Source organism: Paenibacillus sp. FSL W7-1279 (assembly GCF_037969845.1).
GTDB lineage: Bacteria > Bacillota > Bacilli > Paenibacillales > Paenibacillaceae > Paenibacillus_AQ.
The window spans coordinates 1223763-1245599 of the sequence record NZ_CP150215.1; the positions used below are offsets into that span (position 1 = coordinate 1223763).

17 protein-coding genes are annotated in these 21837 nt (G+C 43.1%); 14 read left to right on the plus strand and 3 right to left on the minus strand.

Translation table 11 applies throughout. The annotated features are described in order from the left end of the window. Nucleotides 1-2: 2 nt before the first annotated feature. A complete protein-coding gene (locus tag MKY82_RS05195; RefSeq protein ID WP_339295645.1) occupies nucleotides 3-1100 on the plus strand; it encodes a sigma-70 family RNA polymerase sigma factor in 1098 nt (365 codons plus the stop codon). A gap of 1039 nt (nucleotides 1101-2139) precedes the next feature. On the opposite strand, the gene MKY82_RS05200 is transcribed toward MKY82_RS05195, so the two are convergent. Then, nucleotides 2140-2487, minus strand: a complete 348-nt coding sequence (locus tag MKY82_RS05200; RefSeq protein ID WP_339295646.1) for a helix-turn-helix transcriptional regulator — start codon at nucleotides 2485-2487, stop codon at nucleotides 2140-2142. Between the two features lie 509 nt (nucleotides 2488-2996). Between MKY82_RS05200 and MKY82_RS05205 the strand changes: the two genes are divergently transcribed. Then, nucleotides 2997-3248, plus strand: coding sequence for a hypothetical protein (locus MKY82_RS05205; RefSeq protein ID WP_339295647.1), 252 nt, complete (start codon nucleotides 2997-2999; stop codon nucleotides 3246-3248). A 538-nt stretch (nucleotides 3249-3786) separates the two neighbouring features. Here MKY82_RS05205 and MKY82_RS05210 read toward each other — a convergent pair. Further along, nucleotides 3787-5115, minus strand: coding sequence for a helix-turn-helix transcriptional regulator (locus MKY82_RS05210; RefSeq protein ID WP_339295648.1), 1329 nt, complete (start codon nucleotides 5113-5115; stop codon nucleotides 3787-3789). A 282-nt stretch (nucleotides 5116-5397) separates the two neighbouring features. Here MKY82_RS05210 and MKY82_RS05215 point away from each other — a divergent pair, with 282 nt between their 5' ends. From MKY82_RS05215 to MKY82_RS05240, 6 genes are all read left to right on the plus strand, one after another. Beyond that, complete coding sequence (locus tag MKY82_RS05215) at nucleotides 5398-6108, plus strand: nuclease-related domain-containing protein (protein ID WP_339295649.1); 711 nt, start codon at nucleotides 5398-5400, stop codon at nucleotides 6106-6108. 108 nt (nucleotides 6109-6216) lie between these two features. Continuing rightward, entirely contained in the window at nucleotides 6217-8169 is a 1953-nt protein-coding gene (locus MKY82_RS05220; protein WP_339295650.1) for an AAA family ATPase, read from the plus strand. Further along, the gene (locus MKY82_RS05225; RefSeq protein WP_339295651.1) at nucleotides 8166-9425 is read left to right on the plus strand and encodes an McrC family protein; all 1260 of its coding nucleotides are present in this window, start codon (nucleotides 8166-8168) and stop codon (nucleotides 9423-9425) included. The genes MKY82_RS05220 and MKY82_RS05225 overlap by 4 nt, the downstream gene beginning before the upstream one ends. A 43-nt stretch (nucleotides 9426-9468) precedes the next feature. Further along, nucleotides 9469-10041, plus strand: a complete 573-nt coding sequence (locus MKY82_RS05230; RefSeq protein WP_339295652.1) for a hypothetical protein — start codon at nucleotides 9469-9471, stop codon at nucleotides 10039-10041. Nucleotides 10042-10304: 263 nt separating this feature from the next. Further along, the gene (locus tag MKY82_RS05235) at nucleotides 10305-10811 is read left to right on the plus strand and encodes a DUF4190 domain-containing protein (protein WP_339295653.1); all 507 of its coding nucleotides are present in this window, start codon (nucleotides 10305-10307) and stop codon (nucleotides 10809-10811) included. A gap of 444 nt (nucleotides 10812-11255) precedes the next feature. Then, a complete protein-coding gene (locus tag MKY82_RS05240) occupies nucleotides 11256-12272 on the plus strand; it encodes a carbohydrate-binding protein (RefSeq protein ID WP_339295654.1) in 1017 nt (338 codons plus the stop codon). Nucleotides 12273-12432: 160 nt separating this feature from the next. On the opposite strand, the gene hcp is transcribed toward MKY82_RS05240, so the two are convergent. Next, a complete protein-coding gene (gene hcp / locus MKY82_RS05245) occupies nucleotides 12433-14118 on the minus strand; it encodes a hydroxylamine reductase (protein ID WP_339295655.1) in 1686 nt (561 codons plus the stop codon). A 209-nt stretch (nucleotides 14119-14327) separates the two neighbouring features. On the opposite strand from hcp, the gene MKY82_RS05250 reads away from it, so the two are divergent. The 6 genes from MKY82_RS05250 (at nucleotide 14328) to MKY82_RS05275 (ending at nucleotide 21772) form a co-directional block, all read left to right on the plus strand. Beyond that, a complete protein-coding gene (locus MKY82_RS05250) occupies nucleotides 14328-15350 on the plus strand; it encodes a 2-oxoacid:acceptor oxidoreductase family protein (RefSeq protein ID WP_339295656.1) in 1023 nt (340 codons plus the stop codon). A gap of 2 nt (nucleotides 15351-15352) precedes the next feature. Further along, a complete protein-coding gene (locus MKY82_RS05255; protein ID WP_339296636.1) occupies nucleotides 15353-17647 on the plus strand; it encodes a thiamine pyrophosphate-dependent enzyme in 2295 nt (764 codons plus the stop codon). 289 nt (nucleotides 17648-17936) lie between these two features. Beyond that, a complete protein-coding gene (locus MKY82_RS05260) occupies nucleotides 17937-18503 on the plus strand; it encodes a hypothetical protein (RefSeq protein ID WP_194541044.1) in 567 nt (188 codons plus the stop codon). Between the two features lie 60 nt (nucleotides 18504-18563). Next, nucleotides 18564-19268 carry a demethylmenaquinone methyltransferase gene (locus tag MKY82_RS05265; protein WP_339295657.1) on the plus strand — a complete coding sequence of 235 codons (705 nt, stop codon included), beginning with the start codon at nucleotides 18564-18566 and terminating at the stop codon, nucleotides 19266-19268. Nucleotides 19269-19413: 145 nt separating this feature from the next. Beyond that, nucleotides 19414-20403: a tRNA-dihydrouridine synthase gene (locus MKY82_RS05270; protein ID WP_339295658.1), complete on the plus strand. Its 990-nt coding sequence runs from the start codon at nucleotides 19414-19416 to the stop codon at nucleotides 20401-20403. Nucleotides 20404-20611: 208 nt separating this feature from the next. Beyond that, a complete protein-coding gene (locus tag MKY82_RS05275) occupies nucleotides 20612-21772 on the plus strand; it encodes a cobalamin-independent methionine synthase II family protein (protein ID WP_339295659.1) in 1161 nt (386 codons plus the stop codon). The last annotated feature ends 65 nt before the right edge of the window (nucleotides 21773-21837 follow it).

Sequence of the window (21837 nt, forward strand, 5' to 3'; positions counted from 1 at the left end):
CAATGACAGTCAACTCAGTATATCAAGAGATAATTGAAAAATTGCAAATTGCCTATAAAATTAAAGGATATGTTTCTGAGGAGAGTGTTCTTGATCAGATTATTGGGCATGGCTTATCTTTGGATGAAGTAGATTATGTATGTGAGCATCTTCTTTCTATAGGTGTGATAATTAATGATGAATCTGATGAGAACTCGGATGATGACGAAGATGATTATGATCGTAGTCAAATAGATTACGACAAGCTATTTCTAGAAGTTGTAGCGATTGATGAAAGTTTAGCTCCATTAATTGATTCGATCCGTCAATTAAAGCCACCACAACATAGGGAGTGGGAGAATTTGATGCTACAAGCTAAGAATAATAATGTATTCGCAAAGCAACGCATTATCGAAATGTATTTGCGAACAGTTGTTAGAATTGCTTTGTGGCATTATCAGAGGTATAAGTTCCCACTAGCAGAAACAATACAAGATGGCTGCGTGGGTTTAGTAATTGCTTTAGATAAATATGAGATTGGCAGGTTTGACAAATTTTCTACATACGCCCCATGGTGGATTAGACAAAATATTTTGCGAAATGCACCCGCATTAAATCCTTCTGTATACATTCCTGTGCATGTAAAAGATAAATTGTTCAGGATATATGATCTTCTAAATCAGAATTGCTTCATTGAATTTAACTCGGGTGATATTAACAGAAAGACGTTAACAGCAGTGTCCGCAAAACTGAATTGTAGTGAAAAAGAAGCAAAAGAATATCTTAAATATCTTAATACGTTCGCAAGTATCGAGGAAATAATGGAAAAAGAGGAGCATACCTTTTATGATGATTGCATAACAGAGGAAAAAATGCTTTTCGATATTAACAAAAAAGAAATGAAATGCAGAATTCGAAAAACCTTACAAACACTTGATCCCCGACAAGAAAGAGTTATCTTATTGCGATATGGATTTATTGATAACGAAGAATGGACATTAGAGGAAGTTGGTAATGAATTCGGAGTAACGAGAGAACGTATAAGGCAAATTGAAAGTAAGGCTCTTGTGAAATTACGACAATTAAGCAGAAGTGAAATACTACGACCATTTTTAGAATAGAATTATTCATAATGATTGTAATATTAACTAAAGTAGCGAGGAATATAGTTGTTCCCTTTACTTAACCCCATCCTAAAATATTATCATCATAAGCATTAAATGGAGGTAAACTTCATTAAGTGAATCCCGGACAATTAGTTGTCGGGATCCTTGTTATAAGTTGAATGTTGAATATGAATTTTATCATCTTGGGTCTTCAAGAATTTATTTTGAATGGACGTGGTAGGGGAAGTGAAGAATTTGAAGAATGTGGATGTACCGACTAGGGCCAAGCCAACGCTAAGCTAATTGCGTACCATCACTTAGTTGCTCATCAGGAGCATTTTTGGGACTGCATCAGGTGTCCTTTTGTGACTGGGTGACGGTGCTTAAGGCGTGTATATAAGCTGTGAATGAGCAGGATCAGGTGATTGGCGGTAAATTTGTGTTTATATTAAGAACTAGTTGAGTGGCAAGAATTGAATAAGATCAAGCATATTCGGCCATAGAAGGCAACCCTTTTATGGTTGTTTTTATTAGACAAACACCATAATGCAAACCGACCTATCACTATAATAGAGGCACAGAGCTTATATGGATTTTCTGAACCATCTTAGAAAATGAAAGCTTAGCTTCTTCCAGGTTGTATATTAACAAATGGAATTTGATTCTGTTTATTGACCAACTATCTATAGACTAATATTTTTCTTTCAGCTAGCGAGCATGGAAAAGGCAACCGAGTTACTTTATTTCGAAGGATTCTGTCGGCAAAGTAATGGAGAGGGACAGGTAGAAAGCGGACGTATGGAACATACTGGGGATTCACCAGCTTGAGAGGATGTTCTCCAACTCCCTCTCATACCCCTCAATCAAAACCGAAGCCTTAACATGAAGCCCCCTTGCTAATGCCGTAATCGTTAACAAAGTAGGCGCTTTTTTCTCCGTTCTCTAATTTACTAATATAAGACCGGTCGACACGGGAATAAAGGCTTAGCTCAATCGATTTTATAATCTTTGGTGATAACTCTAAAAAAAGCTGATCGGAATCCGATCAGCTTTTTTAACTATTTCCATCAATCCGCCGAAAAATTTCAAATAGTATATTTCGGACCATCTCAATATCTTTCGGGTCTCGTTCTCTTAGTAAAGAGATAATGTCTTTCATACCCGATTCCTCTGGCAGTTCTTCTTGTTCTTTCAAATATGTAAAAAGCTCATACACTCCGACATCTAATGCACTAGCAATCTTCGCCAGATTCTTCATGGAAACATTACGCTCGGCTCGTTCAATAAATCCTATATAACTTATATTAAAGCCAGCCTTTTCTGCTAATGCTTCTTGAGATAATCCTCTTAATTTACGAAGATCCTTTATACGTGCTCCGACTAATTTTAAGACATCAGGCATCGTTACACCTCTCTTTAATAGAAGTGTAGGGAATGTTTTGATTCATAATAATACATAGATAATAAGTTATTTGAATAATTTACTACTATACGGTAATATTGTATGTAGTTTGTATTTATTTATACATCCTAAGTGAGTATTGACTTCTTTATGTTTACTCTTTTTGATCAACTGAGCTAGAAATACTTTTTATGCATCTGCAATTTTGGAAAGACCATTAAAGGAATTCAGTCGCAGCTGGGGTATTGCCAATAACGGATTAGGAGCTGGCGTATGTGAATCATTTAACCTCCATCGATGAATGCAGAGATAGCAAAGATAGGCTGTTAAAAATTCAAGAATCCTCTATTGATTCCAAATTAATGATTAAGATGCAGCATTACGTACAGATCTATATGAACTCAGCAGCACGGTTGATGCATCCGATCTCTGCTCATGTATGTATCTTGTTTAGTGATCGAGCTTTAGGATGTATGCTCAAGGCATTGTATATGAAGGAGAATAATTGCATGTTTTCTCCATCTTACTTTTCGCTTCAGGATGTCATCCAGCTTACGGGACAGAATTCCATCCCGGATTTGGATAAGGTGATGTTCATTCATACTCTTAATTTTGTGGTCGGCTGTAATGATGCTTCAATTTTTCAACACATGGATGCCTCGCGGCTTCAGAAGCTTCTGAACCGCGTAGACGATGTGTTGATTCACCTATCGGGTAGGGTAGCATCCAATCCTTCCGAGTTGTATCGCTCGATTTTTTAATGGTATGCATTAAATATTGAAAGCATGTTGAAACAAGATATCATTATACGTAGATACTGGAGGTATCTTCATGTTCATTCAACTTGGCAATCTGAAGTGAATTTCCGGACATTTGGTTACGAGTAATTGATCATAAGAGGGGTCAATGCGATGGATGTCAGTGAGTCCAATAATTGCGTTCAAGAAAGATATCCTGATGTAGATAGATTTGAGCTTGAAAATCATCAAGTTCTTCCGGATCTCCCAGATAAAATACACATTAGATACAGATGAGCTCATTGATTCAATCATCTTATTTCCTTCACTATGTTTGATGCTATTGAGAACTCTAATAATCACTGGGTTTTCCTATGTGAGGAAGGAATCTCTAATAACGAGTACAATGAAGAGCCCAGGCTAATGCAGCGATCAGCCTGGGCTCTTTTCTCCGTTCTCTAATTCACTGATATCCGATCACTCCACTAGCGAATAGATGTTAAGCCCATATTGAGAGCCTGCTGCTGCAGTTAAGTTTCCTTAACACAAGGGCCCTGCGAATCTAAGGATGGATAAGAGTACCGCTAACTTTTAGCTTTTCTCGTATTTTAGCATACCTTTGTAGATCGTCATGATCCAGCTTAGATTGTATATGCTCCATGGTTGTGCAGCATCTTACAATGTTGATTGCATTATTGTTGGTATAAGAGAATTCTAAACTATCCAGTATATATTTTGAGCCTTTTTGAATGTTATCCTTCCGTAAATAATACATACCGACATCGGTAAGGAAATTAGCAAAACGTTCATCCATTATATGTTCGGTATAACTGCCAACTGGTTCTCGTCGCTTGAGATGATCCCTGATCAGATTCTCAAATTTATCGAGATATTCGTCAATTTCAAAACGATACATGTTAGCTGCTTGAATGATTTTAAATAAAGCTCTTAGTATTTCGTTCTCCCTGGAAGAGATATACTCGATGTATGGTTCAAGTACTTCTATGTTACCTTTCATTAGTTCATATAGATAACGGTTGCCTCTAGCCCATTCCCTGAATTGTTCCTTGGTACGTTCGGCAGCTTCATCTGATTCTTTAATCCAGCTTTGATCCTCATAACAGGATAAATAATAAAGGGCTTGATCATAATCATCATTATCTGCAGCTATGGAGCCTAACAGCAGATCGGAGTATAAAATATACCCAAACAACGGTTTGGCTGGCTCTATAGGTTTCCTATGAGGTCTGTTTCTATTATGTTTTTGTGCGTACAGCATTCTGGAGATGCGTCCCATTTCCTGAGCATAGTACTTTGCTTTATTCCTTTTATTTAAGGACAACAACGTGTTAGTTAAATCTTTTAAAGCATCTAATTGTACTCCTTCAGGAAGTCGCTTGACATAAGCTTCAAATTGTATGGCACAGTTCAGATTATGTTCCTGATCCGAGTTTAGGGAGCAAGTAAATATTCTGTAATGACACAAACCCAATCGTTCAGCATGCTGGTGTTTTTCACTTTCGGCGACTTTTTTGTATATGATCAGAGCAGCTTCCCGATTTCCCTTGTGAAATAGGGCTTCAGCGCTATCAAAGAGTAGGGATGAATAAGCTGGGTTATCGATGATCAAATCAACAGCCTGATCGATGCAGTAGAGTTTCCCTAGCTCGGCACATCGCATGATAAAAGGGCCAAGTCGCCTCCAGTTCGGAGTTGACTCATTTACATATAGAGAGTAAAAATAGCCTTCTTCCAGATTCATGGCTTTCGTAATTAAATCAAGACTTGAAACAGAGAGCGGCTGGTTCCCATTGATAAAGCGGCTGAGGGTTCCCGAATTGATTCCCGATTTAATTGCAAAAGAGGAAATACTGAGTTTTTCCTTCTCCAAGTAACGTAATAGCTCCATACTGATCGTTCTGTCTGTAGGTACCAAAGATACTCGCCTCCAGATCCACATTCCATATTTAGGGAAATGACTTATATAAGTAAGTTAATGTATAAATATACGATGGGTCAATAACTTTGTAGTATGATTAGGGAGGCACTCTAAAATAAAGGGGAGAACGCAGCTAGTAATTAACTCTACTGAATGAGAGTATGCAGAGGAGTACATCGCCTCTTAAGAGATGGATCGGATGAATCACCATTACATGTAGAACGGAGCTTTCTTATGTTTGAAAAATTAAAGTCCTTGTTCAAATCTTCTGATAAGCCCAAGAAAAAGTCGCCTCAACAAAGGAATAAAGCTAAAACATCAGGAAACAACGCCAAACCAAAGGTTCAACCTACTCGTATTGGTGAACTGGGTGAGCATAAGATTAATATTCAACTTGATCAACTCCCCAAGGGAAGTAAGTATGTAAGTGATTTAATGGTGACGAATTCGAAGTCCCGTACGGGTTACTCGCAGATCGACCATGTGGTAATTACGTCGCAAGGATTGTTTGTCATCGAGACGAAGAACTATACGGGAGAGATTAAGGGAACAAGAGAGAATAAGTCATGGACGGTAAGTAACCGGTTTAAAATGTATAATCCCTTTATGCAAAATTACGGCCATATTCAAGCGATTAAAGGTTTGCTCCCTGACTACCAAAAGAGTCGGTTCATCTCACTGGTTTCCTTTACGATGCGCTGTAGATTCAGCGTAGATCCGGAGCTGAGAAAAATCCAATCGGACGAACTGATTGTGTACGATGTTGAGCTTTCCGAATATATTCAGCGCAAGATGAATCGGATTCAAGCGGAGAAGGTGGATACCGTTTTATCGGAATCTGATATTCAGAAAATCTATCAATCCTTGATTGAGGCGAACATCACTGATCCGAAGATTCGGGCTGAGCATGTGGAAAAGGCGGGGAGTGCTGGGAAGGGGAAATAACTGTTCAGGATGTAAAGCCATTGCTCAATTTTCGTAACCAACCTATCGCAAGGATAGTTTTATATTATTTATAGCTATGATATCGCACTTGAAAGAGGTAATAGAGGAATGATAATAGATGAGATAAACCAAAGGATTAAGAACAGTGTTGCAAATCAAGTATATGTTAAAGGAAAAGAGACTCGCTATTACATCTTGACCTTTAAATATAGCGAGAACCATTATGGAGTTAAGCTTTTAGATCATCACAAGGAGGTTGAATCGGCTGATATTAACGGCAGGTTGGATGCCGCTAAGAAAGCTGGCATGAGAATGCTTCACCGTCACTTTTCCAGTGCTAGAATTTCGGATATAACCATGGTTCACTATAAAGATGATCGTCCAAACGGAGTGGCTTGGCAAAAAGATAGTGATGAAGTATTACTTGATCTTTTAACAAAGGTAAAGTCAACGGATATAAATAATGAATTTAATTGGATTGGAGGTAAGTCTGACGATATGAATAAAACTGTTGCAAAAAACCGGATCCTTTATGGCCCTCCCGGTACTGGAAAGACCTACAGTGTTATTACTCAAGCATTAAAAATTCTTAATCCAGATGTAGATTCTGATTTAATTACTGATCCAGCAAGACGTGATGAGGCTGTTCAATTGTATAACCGGTACATTGAAAGCAATCAAGTCGTGTTTTGTACATTTCATCAGTCATACAGCTACGAGGACTTCGTAGAAGGTATTCGTTTTGTGAAGGAATCCGAAGGATATGAGGTCCGGGATGGCGTGTTCAAGCGAATTTGTAATGCAGCTAGAGCTGTAGTAACCAATAGAAGGCATACATATGATTTTGATCTAAGCACTACGAATTTTCATAAAATATCGTTGGGTAACACGAAGGATGCCAATGATGATATTTATGATTATTGCATACAGAACAATCAGATTGCTATGGGTTGGGGGAATCAAGTTGATTATAGTCTGTGCAGCAATAAGGACGAAATTCGTGAAAAATATTTTGAGTTTGCTAATGATGAAAGGAAATTTGGCATAGATGCGGTTGACCGGTTCAAACATGGAATTGATATTGACGATATCGTTATCGTTTCCAACGGTAACATTAAAGCTCGAGCGATCGGGAAGGTCACTGGCGAATATGAATATGACGAGGCAGGAGTCATTGAATATCATCACTTTCGGAGCGTAGAGTGGCTATGGGTCAGTAAAGATGATGCTGACATCGTTCCAGTAGATCGGATTCTGATTGATAAGATATTTTCACAGCAGGCGATTTATATGCTGGCAAAGGAAAATTTGAATATTGGGAGCCTTCGAGAGTTAATTACCGGCAGAAATGAACAGGGAACTGGTGAATCCCAGTTTGTTATCGTGATTGATGAGATAAACCGTGGTAATATTTCTAAAATATTTGGTGAACTAATTACGCTTATTGAACCGGATAAGCGCCTAGGACAAAAAAATGAAATATCCGTTACATTGCCTTATTCAGGCTCCAAATTCACCGTTCCTTCTAATGTTCATATTCTTGGTACAATGAATACGGCCGATCGTTCCATCGCATTGCTTGATACTGCACTTCGAAGACGGTTTGAATTTATCGAGATGATACCCGCTTATGATTTGCTGCCATCAGATGTTGAAGGCTTGGATGTACGACATCTGCTTCAAACGTTGAACGACCGAATCGAATATTTATATGATCGAGATCATGTTATTGGACATGCTTACTTTATTACTGAGGAACCAACACTAGACTTCTATATTAGCGTAATGCAACAAAGAATCATTCCATTGTTGCAGGAGTATTTTTATGATAACTGGGAATCTATTGAGCTTGTGTTAGGTGGAGCCGGAAAGAACGAAAAGGATACGGATTTTTTGCTTATAAAGAAAACAGTCTCTGCTAAGCAATTATTTGTCCACACATCTAAACTGCCAGAGTATGAGAAAACTCGTTATGTCGTACAAACGAATCCAACACTGAAGGCATTGACTCGCATTTATAAACAGAATGGAAATGCTGATAAGCAGGAAGCAGTCGAATGAAGCATTTTGCTGTAACGGAATACTACGGTTCAATTCCCATATCCGATTATGATAGCGATGCCTTATCTACATTACAGGCGGATGAACTATCCAGTTATATATCAATGAATCGTTTGGATCAGGATCTGATCCGAATATCAAGGAAGAGTGTTACTTTCATTAATTATGTTGGCTTCATTCAATTATCATCTTGCTCTATTGAAATCCTTCCGAAAGTATCTAGCAATGAACCCTCACAATCACGACGGGTACTATTGCATATGCTGGAACGAACAGGTCACCTAGATATTCACGAGAGCCAGATTGGGCAAATTGAATATGAAAAAATGAACTTGTTTGAAATTCTTGCCTCGCTTTTTACAGAAAAGGTTCTTAGAGAGCTAACACGAGGGGTTCTTCGAACGTACATTACTCAGCAAGATGAACTGAACACTGTGCGAGGTAGAATTGATACAACCTCACAAATGAAGCGTGCTCATCTTAAATCGACAGCAGTTAGTTGTATTTTTGATGAATTCCATCCTGATCACATACTGAATCGAATTCTGAAAGCTGCACTAAGAAAGATTATGATGCAGTCGAATCAATTGAATACTCGTAAACGGGCTGGTCACGCCATGATGTATCTAGATGAAGTGACTGATTCCATTGACCAGAGAATTTTCCGTTCGGTTATTTATTTTGATCGTAACAATCGTAGATACGAAGCGTGCTATCGACTTGCCATGCTCTTATTGTCACAGTCTGCTCCAACACCACAAAAAGGAAATAAAGCCGCAAGTTCAATTTTATTTAAGATGAATGACCTGTTTGAAAGTTACATAGCGCATCTGGTCCGAAAGTTAACATCTCATGTTGTTATAAAAGATCGTTCGTATAAACTGTTAATCAAGGAGAGTACTGATCGAGGTGTTTTTCAATTAGAACCTGACTTATTGATCTCTGGAACCCATGGCCCGTCTATGATTATAGATACAAAGTGGAAAGTGATTGATAGCTCGTATAGTCGCCATGGTGTGAAAAGGGAAGACTTTTATCAGATGTATGCCTATCTGACTCGCTATGAGCATGTTGAGACTGTTATTTTGCTCTATCCTAATCACGATGGAATCAATCGGACAGATGACTCACCGTTGGAGTCATGGTATGTAGAGGGGCGATCAGATAAAAGATTGCTTGTTTACGCTATTAACTATGAGGATGAAAGTATTGCACTGCTAGAGTTAAAGTCAATAATGAAAGGTTATTTAGCTTAGGGTCTATTTATGATATGTTAGCACAGGAAATGAGGGCTTATTTATGAAAGGCAAATTCTCTACAATGGCATTATTGCTCAGCTTCGCAGTTTTCTTTGCGTTTACGGGTGATGTCTCTGCTGCAGTAAAGAAACCGAAGGACAGCCTTGCTGCAAAGTATCCTAATGAAGTAGTTAAGATCGTCAAAACCGATGACATTAACAATGACAAGAAAAAAGAATCGTTTATACTCACTGAGTCAGGTAATTTTTATCTGATTAACGCAAAGGGACATGTTGTTTTGATTAATACTGGCATTGTAAGTGATGAAAGCTTTGAACCACCGACGATCCAAGTGTTTGCCGTATCGAAGAATGAGAAACATGTGGCTGTTACGTACTCTTATTTCCCCTCAAATACACAACTCTATGTATATCGACTTCAGCATGGGACCTTGAGTAAAGCTCTTCAATTAATGGGGGATCAGGGAGTTTACATTGATTCAAAAGGTAAAGTACATCAGTACTGGAAGAACCACAGAATCGAAGGCGGCTGGGATCTGGCAGAGGGAATATTCACCTGGAATACAAAGACCAATAAATACAAAGGTTCAGGAAAATACGTGCGACAGAGTTAATCCTATGGAAATATAGGGCATATGGAATGTTGCGCACTGTTAATCAGGAAAGCCTAAGGCGAAGCCCTTGGGCTCTTTCTGTTTTATTACTAAAGCATATCAAAAAATTCCCGTGCAACTACTTCTCCATCTATTTGTCGAATTATCTCTTCACGATACCCTGTCTGCTATCGTGGTCGCTCCGATTGTAAAGAGGATATTGGAAAGTTTTGTCGAATAGTTCTAAATAACTACATACACATATCAGAAGGGGGTCAAAAGAAGTGAAACAGGACACTAGAACTACTGCATTCAATCAGCCCAATAGGACAACGCCCGCCCAAGCTAACAGGACCGTTAGCAGTAAATCTAGGGCGGCTAGTCCTCAAGTAAACAGGACAGCAATCAATAAAGTGGGGGGAGCGGATGGTCCTTCTGGTAACACGAGTAAAACAACAAAAGCCGCCATGAAGAATCAGCCAAAGGATAGACTAGGGCAAGCTGTAGTATCATTAATATTCGGTATATTCGGAATATTATTTTTCATAGTAGGAATGTTAAAGTTGGGCTTTGATTCCGAGTACAGCTACATGCCTTCGACAGGTACTATGGCCACAATTCTCTTTGCTTTTATACTTAGTGTTGTAGGTTTTTTCTTAGGTATTATTGCAAGAAAATCTTCTAAAGGAAGAGGTATGGCGATAGCGGGAATTACCCTAACAACATTACCCGTTGTCGTCATGATAATAATTATTGGCGCGGGACTGGTACTAGTCTATAGGCAGTGGTAAGGTGGGTTAAATTTTGATACACCCCGTCAATTATTGAACGGACTATCTATCTACATATGACTAAAGGGTTGATAGAACGGAGAATTTTGATATGCAGGGGCGAATAGGCTCCTGTAATTTGTTATCACTGTCAACTCGTCCCATGTGGAGTGCTGCGCATTGTTAGTGCATTAGGTGTAGAACGCAATTAAAGTCATCTCAAAGCCTATGGTCGTGTTAAAGCCTAAAGTTGTGTTACAAGCCGGGCGAAATTCAGGTAGCCACTCCTGTGTTTCCTCGGTTTTTTTATTGAATCCTTCCCCCTTCATTTTTCCATAGTCTTTCTTCTGTTTTTGTGGAATTAATTTAGAAAATGGAAATAAAGTAAGATAATAGTACAACAAAAACCTGTGGCATGTCTCATGGGAGCGCTACAGATAAATAAAGAGACAAGGAGGTTTGAAAATGACTAATAAAAGGTTTCCTTTTAAGCCCTTATCACTTTTGGTAGTTTTAGCAGTATTTCTATCCACATTTTGCGCAGCCTTACCGTCAGTAAACGCAGCCGCTAGAGGAGCATGGGCTCCAAATACCGCATATGCAGTAAATGACACAGTAACCTATAGTGGAAGCACTTATACCTGTCTTCAGGCACATACTTCTCTCGTAGGTTGGGAACCGTCCAATGTTCCTGCTTTATGGCAGAAAGGCGGAAGCGGTGGAACTACGCCACCAACCACTCCACCGACAACGAACGGAGTAACATTCTATGCAGATATAAACTATGGAGGAAAAGCAGTGACACTCGGGATAGGCAATTATACACTGTCTCAGTTGAACGCAAACGGAATTCCGAATGACTGGATGTCGTCTCTTAAGGTTCCAAGCGGTTGGACGGTTGAAGTATATGAGAATGATAATTTTGGAGGAACCAAGTGGACCTTTACTTCAGATTCTTCCTGGGTTGGCAGCACGATCAATGACAAAATGTCATCGGTCAAGATTTATACGGGTTCACCACCTCCTACAGTAACTAAGCCTGCCGAGGTTCCAAGCCATATATGGACATATGTCATGAATGCGGACAATGCCTATGGGAAAGGCGGAGATTTTGCTTTATTGTTAAGTGCTGTTATCAAAAAGGAAAGCAGCTTTGGAGCAGGTTTACCAGGTAGTCCATCGGCCGGCGACGGATTGATGCAGGTAGAACCAAACACACGCAATGCGTATTTATCTCAATTCAGCTCAAAATTTGGCCGTGCGTATAATCATAGCAGTGAACAAGATCAGGTATATCTGGGTGCGTTAATTTTAAATGAGAAGATTACGAAGTTTGGAAATATCTACAACGGATTATTGCATTACAACGGTGGAGATAACTGGTATCCGGGAGCTACGGATTCTTATGGCCGTCCTATTCTGGCAGATCAATATGCAGATGCAGTTTATGCTACTTACAAGGGCTATGGTGGTAAGAATTAAGGTGTTTCATTGATAGGTGAATTGAAAAATAGCGACGTGGAAGGATTTCCTTGTTGAGTGGAAGCGACTTATTTAATTGAAAGGGCATGAGCTACCAAGCAGATCATTGCTTGCATAACCCATGCCCTTTTTTCTTTATCAGGTTTTCTTCGACTACTAATTAGGCGCCAAGGAACATGTTCATATCATCTTCCACATTGGTAATGCCGCCGATCCCGAAGTTTTCGACGAGGACTTTGGCAACGTTAGGCGACAGGAATGCAGGGAGCGTAGGGCCCAGATGAATATTTTTGACGCCAAGATATAGCAGGGCAAGCAGCACGATCACCGCTTTTTGCTCATACCAGGCAATGTTATAGGAAATCGGCAGATCATTAATATCCTCAAGGCCGAATATTTCCTTCAGCTTCAATGCAATCACGACCAGGGAGTAAGAATCATTGCATTGACCAGCGTCCAGGACCCGCGGAATACCGCCGATTTCACCTAGATCTAGTTTATTGTATTTGTATTTGGCACAGCCTGCCGTTAGAATGACCGTGTCTGTTGGAAGCTCAGCTGCAAAATCGGTGTAATAGTTGCGGGATTTCATCCGTCCGTCGCAGCCGGCCATGACGAAGAAACGGCGGATCGCCCCGGATTTCACGGCATCGACGACTTGATCGGCCACGTTCATCACTGCGGCATGAGCGAAACCGCCGATGATCTCACCAGTCTCAAGTTCGGTTGGAGCTGGGTATCCTTTCGCTTGCTCGATCAGTGCGGAGAAGTCTTTGGGAGCACCGTCTGTTCCTTCTGGAATATGGCGGACACCCGGAAACCCCGTGTTGCCTGTTGTATAGATACGGTCCTTATAACTGTCTTTCGGTGGAACGATACAGTTGGTCGTCATTAATATCGGGCCGTTAAAGGCTGCGAATTCGCTATTCTGCTTCCACCACGCATTCCCGTAATTGCCTACAAAATGCTCATATTTCTTGAAGGCCGGATAATAGTGGGCAGGCAGCATTTCACTGTGCGTGTACACGTCCACGCCGGTTCCTTCCGTCTGCTTCAGCAGCTCCTCCAAATCCTTCAGATCATGGCCGCTGATGAGAATGCCGGGCCGGTTTCTTACCCCGATATTGACCTTCGTAATTTCCGGATTTCCATAAACCGAGGTGTTCGCTTCATCCAGCATCGCCATGGCGTTTACGCCGTATTTACCGGTTTCCATCGTCAGAGTTACCAGATCCTGCACTTCAAGGCTGTCGTCAAGGGTGGCGGCAAGTGCGCGGCGCATAAAACGGTTTAATTCGTTATCATCCTTCTCCAGATGAAGCGCGTGGTACGTATAAGCAGCCATCCCCTTCAAGCCGTAAGTAATCAATTCGCGCAGCGAGCGGATGTCTTCATTGCGGGTCGAGAGGACACCCACCGTACGTGCTTTTTCATCAAAAGCAGCTTCGTTATCCGCCTGCCAGACGGCAGCATCAGGGAGATTGGCGGTTCCTTCCGGATATTGTTCGTTATAATAGGTGCGCACCTCGCCGCGGAGCTCGATCGCTTCCCGGATTCTTCCCACAAAAACCTCGCGGTCAAAGTTGGCGTTCGTAATCGTTGCAAACAAGGAGTCCATCATAAACAGTGATACGCGCTGTTCAAGCTCCTCCGGCAGCCGGACATCCAGACTGAGAAAAGAGATACCTTTTAACAGATAAATCAGCAAATCCTGCAGGTTTGCCACATCATGCGGTTTGCCGCATACTCCGACAATGGTGCAGCCTGTTCCCTTGGATGCTTCCTGACATTGAAAGCAGAACATGGACGGCTGATGCTCTAAGGTCTCTTGGGCGTTGTTATTCATTATTTTCTCCTCCAATTTCGTGATTTTTTGCCTAAAGGTCAGTATAAAATTGCCTCGCAATTGGACTGTTGAAGACAGTATACTTCGCTCCCACAACCGACATAGTGATTGGAATCACAATTTTTTTGAGTTGTGAGTATAATCACAAACCCGGTCCTCTTCTTCTTTTAAACTGGAATTAATGACCTAAGAAGAAATGAGGAGAGAACATGTCGATTTTACCTCAAAAGAATGAACTGGGATTTTTCGAGATTCGTCTCGAATCCATCGGCGGGCTTGGCGCCAATCTGGCGGGAAAAATGCTGGCCGAAGCCGGGGTGACCGGCTCCGGACTTAACGGTTCGAATTTTTCCAGCTATGGTTCGGAGAAAAAAGGGTCGCCCGTGAAGAGTTTCGTAAGGTTCTGTGATCCCGAGGTGGAAATCCGCGATCACAGTCCCATTGAGCAGCCGCATGTCGTCGGTGTATTTCATGAAGCATTGTATAAGACGATCGATGTCATAAGCGGATTACAGCCCGATGGAACGGTGCTTGTGAATACGGCGCGAGCCCTATCCGAAGTGGCCGTTGATCTGAACATGACGCAGGGAACGCTGGCCGTAGTTGATGCGCTGAAGATTTCCGTTGAGGAAAAAACCAAAGTGAATACGGCCATGCTGGGGGCTTTGTTCCGGATTTGTAGCTTCCTAAACCCGGACGATATGCGGCAGGTGATCCGCACAACATTTGAGAAAAAGCTGCCCCACCTCGTGGAACCGAATGTGCGGACTTTTGACAGAGGATATAACGAAGTTCAGTTCCTTTCCTTGGGAAATGGCTCAGAGCTTATAGACAAAATTTCCTTCGCAAGACCGCAGCCGATGCTTGGATATGAAACGCAGGAGCTGGGCGGGATTCTGAACGTTACGGCGAACAGTGTCCTGAAGGATCTTAGCGGCTCCCGGCAGGGATATTTGCCAGAGTACAAGATCGAGGACTGCATTCACTGTGCCGCCTGCGATACGGTATGTCCGGATTTCTGCATCGTGTGGGAGAAGAAACCGGATAAGCGCGGGAATATGCAGATGTTTATGAGAGGTATCGATTATCAGTATTGCAAAGGCTGCTTGAAGTGTATCGAAGCTTGTCCGACCACCGCTTTAGCTGCCATGTTAGAAGAGCCGCATTATGCGGAGCAGCACCGTGTGCCGCAATCATTTCCCTATATAACCGCGGAGGGAGTCCGATCATGAATATGCAAATTCAAGAAACAACAACGGAGAACAAGCCGGCGGCTGCTCAAACGGCAGTCTTCGAATCGGGCAACGAAATGGCTGCCATGGCGGCTGCCCAGATTAACTATCACATTATGGGTTATTTTCCGATTACACCTTCTACGGAAATCGCCCAATATCTTGACATGATGCGTACACGCGGCGAACATGACATCAAGCTGATTCCAGCTGACGGTGAACATGGATCGGCGGGGATTTGCTACGGTGCGGCCGCAGCCGGAGCACGGGTGTTCAATGCTACCAGCGCGAACGGTTTCCTGTATATGATCGAACAGCTTCCTGTGCAGGCGGGCACACGTTTCCCGATGGTCATGAATCTGGTGACGCGTGCGGTTAGCGGACCGCTGGATATTCGCGGTGACCATTCGGATCTTTACTACGGCCTGAATACCGGCTGGGTGATTTTGACCGCCCGTTCACCGCAGGCCGTGTATGACATGAATATCATGGCGCTGCGTATCGCCGAACATGAAGACGTACGCCTGCCGGTCATTGTAGCTTATGACGGATTCTTCACATCGCACCAGAAACGCCGGGTACACATATTTACGAACCGGGAAATCGTTCAGGCGTTTGTAGGGGAAATGGCACCTGAATATCCACATGTACTGGACGAGAACAACCCGATCGTTGTTGGGGCTTATATGAACGGCGACGATTTGATGAACAACCACTACCAACAGTCAAACGCCATGTACCGTGCGGGCAAGGTATTCAAGGAAGTGGCAGAGGAATACGCAGCTTTATCCGGAAGATCCTATTCGCCGCTTGATCTGTATCGCATGGAAGACGCAGAGGTGGCTTTATTCCTGCTCAATTCGGCGGCTGAATCCTCCAAAGACGTCGTGGATCGGCTGCGGGCGAAAGGAATTAAAGCGGGCATAATCAGCCCGAATATTCTCCGTCCGTTCCCGGCAAGAGAAATCCGCGAGGCGCTGACAGGTGTCAAAGCGCTGCTGGTTGGCGAACGTGCCGATTCTTATGGTGCACACGGGGCCAATCTGACCCATGAGGTCAAAGCGGCCCTGCAGGAAATCCGTGGTCCGCAGCCTATTGTGCTGTCCCGCATATTTGGACTTGGCGGGAAAGACTATTACGCGGATGACGCGGAAGCTTTTTTTGCCTTGACGATTGAGGCTATGGAGCTCGGTTATGCCAAAGTGCCGTTTGATTATTACGGCCAAACACCGGGAGCTGAGGAGCAGAGACTGCAGCCGGTCATTGCCCCGATGAATGGAGACAGCTTTAAATCTGGCCTGATCACCGTAAGGGTAGATGAAGAGACAAGTAAACTATCCGTTAAAGTGCCGCCGATGCGGGCGCTTGCGGCGAAACCGAAACGGTTTGCTTCCGGCCACGGAGCCTGCCCGGGCTGCGGTATTTTCCCGGCGCTGGAGCTCTTTTTCAAAGGGATTGAAGGCCATGTCGTTACTTTATTCCATACCGGCTGCGCATATATCACAACAACGGGGTATCCGTATAACTCGCATAAGCAGAGCTTCATTCATAACTTGTTCCAGAACGGACCGGCTACTTTATCCGGCACGGTAGAGGCGTTCCTTGAGAAGAAACGCCGCGGGGAAATCGAAGTTCCTGAGGATTTCACTTTTGTGATGGTGACCGGCGACGGCGGCATGGACATCGGGATGGGTTCGGCCATCGGGACGGCGCTGCGGGGCCATAACCTGATCATTCTGGAATATGATAATGAAGGCTATATGAACACCGGTGCGCAGCTTTCGTATTCTACGCCATTAGGGCATATGACCAGTACGTCCGGTGTCGGCAAACAGCAGCAGGGCAAAGCGTTCCATCACAAGGATACGGTGCAAATGATGGCTGCGGCGCATATTCCGTACGTATTCACAGGGACGGAAGCATTCCCGCAGGACCTTGTGAAAAAGGCGGCAAAAGCGCAGTGGTACGCCCAGAATGTAGGTACCGTCTACGGCAAGCTGTTGATCACATGCCCGCTGAACTGGAAATCGAGCGACAAGGATGGGGAGAACATCGTCCGCGCGGCCGTGAATTCAAACTTCTTCCCATTGTATGAAGTCGAGCAGGGAGAAACGAATATTACGTACGATCCTGAAGCGAAGAAAAAACAGGTGCCGCTCAGCGACTGGCTGAAATACATGGGCAAATCAAGACATCTGCTCAAGGAAGAAAACAAAGACATGCTCGGCGAATTTGAAAAAGAAGTGGAGCGGCGCTGGTCGATTCTAAAAGCGAAACATGAGAACCCGCTGCTATAAAATATTCAATTCAGCATACTAGGATTTAGCCCTATCAGCTAAATATATGCATCCCGAATCTTGGACACAGATATAACGGTCTAAAAAAGTACCTGCTCCTCCTTTGAGCAGGTACTTTTTGTGGTTGCGATCGACTCGATATTTTCTTTTCTATAAAGAGGAGAAGCAGATATTCCATTCAATATGTGGGACATGTTACGGGTTGTTTTTTGGCAGGGGTTTATTCATACTGAATAAGATGTGCAGATGGATACCGCGCCCCTCAGGGTTCGAAGACATAGGAGGAACCATGTCCTGGAGTAAATTGAAGCAACAGCTGGAGAGTTTTCTCAGTCCTGCATTAGCTGGAAGAGTTGAATATCGCGCAACCGGTTATCGTTATTTACCTGATAAAGCAGGGCTTTGTTATATTTCGTTAGATAAAAAGAACGTACTTCATATGAGTGATAAAACCAGCTCAATAAGATGGTATCAGACGGAGCTGGAAATTAAGAATGATCCTAATATCCAAATTCCGATCAGCGATGATGAATTGGAAGCCGTCAGAAAGGAAACGAAAGGGACTGTTCCAGAGGATCGTCTCAACGTCATTGCAAGAAATAGAAAAGTATCCGTACTCGCAAAGGAGCTTTTGTCAGCACAGGCTGCATTAAGTAAATCCAATTTTGTCGCTACAGCGAATAAGTTCTTATCTACTTCTATTGAAGAAAGCATGGAGAGCGATGATATCTTATTGAATATTCTAGCCTTGGTAGACAGACGAGTTGGCAAAAAGCGGATTGTAAACATGGCAGATAGGATGAAGCTAAAGCATCCGATTGTGCAATATTTTTATGAACTGCGGCGCCGTGCGTGATGAGCATAAATCATTTTCGTTGAAAGAATATTATAACACTTGTGGAAGAGAGGGAATGGCATGTCTGAACAAACAAAGTCGGAAAGAGTTCATCAGGTATTTGAAAAGATATCGGATCAATACGACTCGATGAACTCGGTCATCACTTTTAGGAGACATATCGCATGGCGCCATGATGTTATGAAACGGATGAATGTGAAAGAAGGTAGTAAAGCTCTAGATGTGTGCACGGGAACCGGGGATTGGGCGATTGCTTTAGCAAATGCTGTTGGAACGCATGGAGAAGTCATTGGATTAGATTTTAGCCAAAATATGCTCAAAATAGCACAAGATAAGCAGGAGCAACAAGCTTTAAAGCAGCTTACCCTTATCCAGGGAAATGCCATGGAGCTTCCTTTTGAAGATGATTCATTTGATTATGTAACCATTGGTTTTGGTTTAAGAAATGTACCCGACTATTCAACCGTGCTGCGGGAGATGTATCGAGTAACGAAGCCAGGCGGACAAGTCGTTTGTTTAGAAACATCCCAACCCACATTAATCGGCTATAGACAAGCTTCCCTCTTTTATGTACGCCATATCATGCCCTTGCTTGGAAAGTTTATTGCCAAAAGTTATGATGAATACTCATGGTTACAAGAATCGGCCCGTCATTTCCCCAATAAAAACGTACTGAAACAAATGTTTGTGGAAGCGGGATTTTCCAAGGTAGATGTAAAAAGCTATAGCGGCGGTGTCTCGGCCATGCATAAGGCGATAAAATAAGGGTCTGCGATTAACATATACTGCCGTTTGATATACGCTGCTTAAATATGCTATAAGTGAAGAAAAAGCAAGGACATGAACAGGTTGTATTTCCTATTTCGGGATCAAGATTTGTCCTGGTATGTATTATAGAGGAGTATTGGATATGACAGATCATTTTTGGCGTGATTTACCGCGGCCTTTCTTTATACTGGCGCCCATGGAAGATGTGACGGATGTTGTGTTTCGCCATGTCGTAAGTGAAGCCGCCAGACCGGATGTGTTTTTTACGGAGTTTGCGAATACCGAGAGTTATTGTCACCCGGATGGGAACCATAGTGTGCGCGGACGTTTGACTTTTACAGAGGATGAACAGCCGATGGTAGCCCATATCTGGGGAGATAAGCCGGAATTCTTTCGTCAGATGAGTATCGGCATGGCGAAAGAAGGGTTTAAAGGCATTGATATTAATATGGGTTGTCCTGTAGCGAATGTAGCGGAGAATGGGAAGGGAAGCGGCTTGATCTGCCGTCCCGACATTGCAGCGGATATTATCCAGGCGGCCAAAGCCGGGGGACTGCCCGTCAGTGTAAAAACAAGGCTCGGTTTCACGGCTGTAGACGAATGGCGCGACTGGTTGACCCATATTTTGAAGCAAGACATTGTGAACCTGTCCATTCATCTGCGGACAAGAGAGGAAATGAGCAAAGTCGACGCGCATTGGGAACTGATACCAGAGATTAAGAAGCTTCGTGATGAGGTGGCGCCCGATACGCTGCTAACCATTAACGGGGATATTCCTGACCGTCAGACCGGCCTCAAGCTCGCTGAACAATACGGTGTGGATGGCATTATGATTGGGCGTGGGATTTTCCATAATCCATTCGCTTTTGAGAAGGAGCCGAGGGATCATAGCAGTGAGGAATTGCTTGATCTGCTGCGGCTGCATCTCGATCTCTATGATCAATATTCGGCACAGATGCGGCGCTCCTTCAGCGCACTTGTCCGCTTCTTCAAAATCTATGTCCGTGGATTCCGAGGGGCAAGTGAACTTAGAAATAACTTAATGAACGCAAAATCAACAAGTGAAGTACGTGCGCTGCTTGATGAATTTGGAAGCAAGAATTCTGATGAGGCAGATGAACGAGGAAATTAAATGGACAGGCTTGAGAAACAACGGCGCTCCATGAGAACAAATAACTTTTTGGAAAACACGGCCGACTTGGCTGTGTTTTTTCTTTTGGACAATCTCAGCCGTTATTCTTGCTATAGCTTTTAGCTATAACTAGTTATGAGATTTTGGTATGCCTTATAACTCCTCTCGTCGTGATATGATATCGCTATACAACGAGGGGGTTATGTACATGACTGATAAGTTTCAGATCGTAGGAAGTTTGTTGCGGCCCGAAGAGCTGCTGAAATATAAAACGCAAATAGAACATCGTGATGATATCCAGTATCCGTTCTATGAAAACTTTGAAGGGTATGCCGAGTGCGAGACCGAGGCGATCAAACAGGTCGTGAAAAAGGAAATCGAGCATAACCTGTCGGTTATTACGGACGGCGAATTTTCCAAATCGATGTGGCATCTGGATTTTGTATGGGGCTTTGGCGGAGCCCAGCGTTATATTGCTGATCATGGCTACTTTTTCCGGGATGTGGACGGAACCTCGAAATATGAAACACGCAAAGATATTGGCCTTCGGATTACTAGCAAACTGAGCGGAAAGAATCATCACTTCATTAAGCTGTTCAAACAGCTGCAAGAAACGGCTGGCGACCAGCAAACGAAACTTTGCGTACCATCGCCTTCCCATATCTACGGTGAACTTTCCTGGTCGGATAACATTGGCGGTACGGATGCGGTTTATCAGAACAAACAGGAGCTCAAAGCGGGCCTTGTGAGCGCCTATAAAGAATTCGTGGCGGAATTCGCTGCGGCAGGCGGCAAAATCCTGCAATTCGACGACTGCTTGTGGGAGCTGTTTGCAGACGACAACCCGAACTCTCCGTTTACAGGGGAGCATATTAATCAAGCGGAAGTGCAGGGTCTCGCCACCGAATTTATTGAGATTAACAATACCGTGATTGACTTCGGTCATAGCCTCGGCTTGAAAATGTGGACACACAACTGCCGGGGCAACTACGATTCTCGCAACATGGGCGGTGGATCTTATGCGAAAATCGCCAACCTGTTCCTGAAGCAGTTGAAATATGATCGCTTCTTCCTGGAGTGGGATGATGATCGTGCGGGTTCGATTGAAGCACTGGAGGTTTTCAAGGACAGACCGGAAACGGAGATTGTTCTGGGCCTGCTGTCTTCCAAAACCAATACGCTGGATGATGAAGCACGCGTCATCCGTCTGCTGGACGAAGCATCCAAAATCATTGATAAGGATCGTCTGCTGCTCTCGCATCAATGCGGCTTTGCGTCCTGCGATGGCGGTAACGAGCTAAGCGAAGCCGAGCAATGGGCAAAAATCGATCAAGGTCAACAGATTGCCAAGCAATACTGGAATAACTAAATCGGATAAACATCTTGAGCTAATAGGGATGACTCAAAGGGCCGCTAATGGACCCGGAAGAGGCA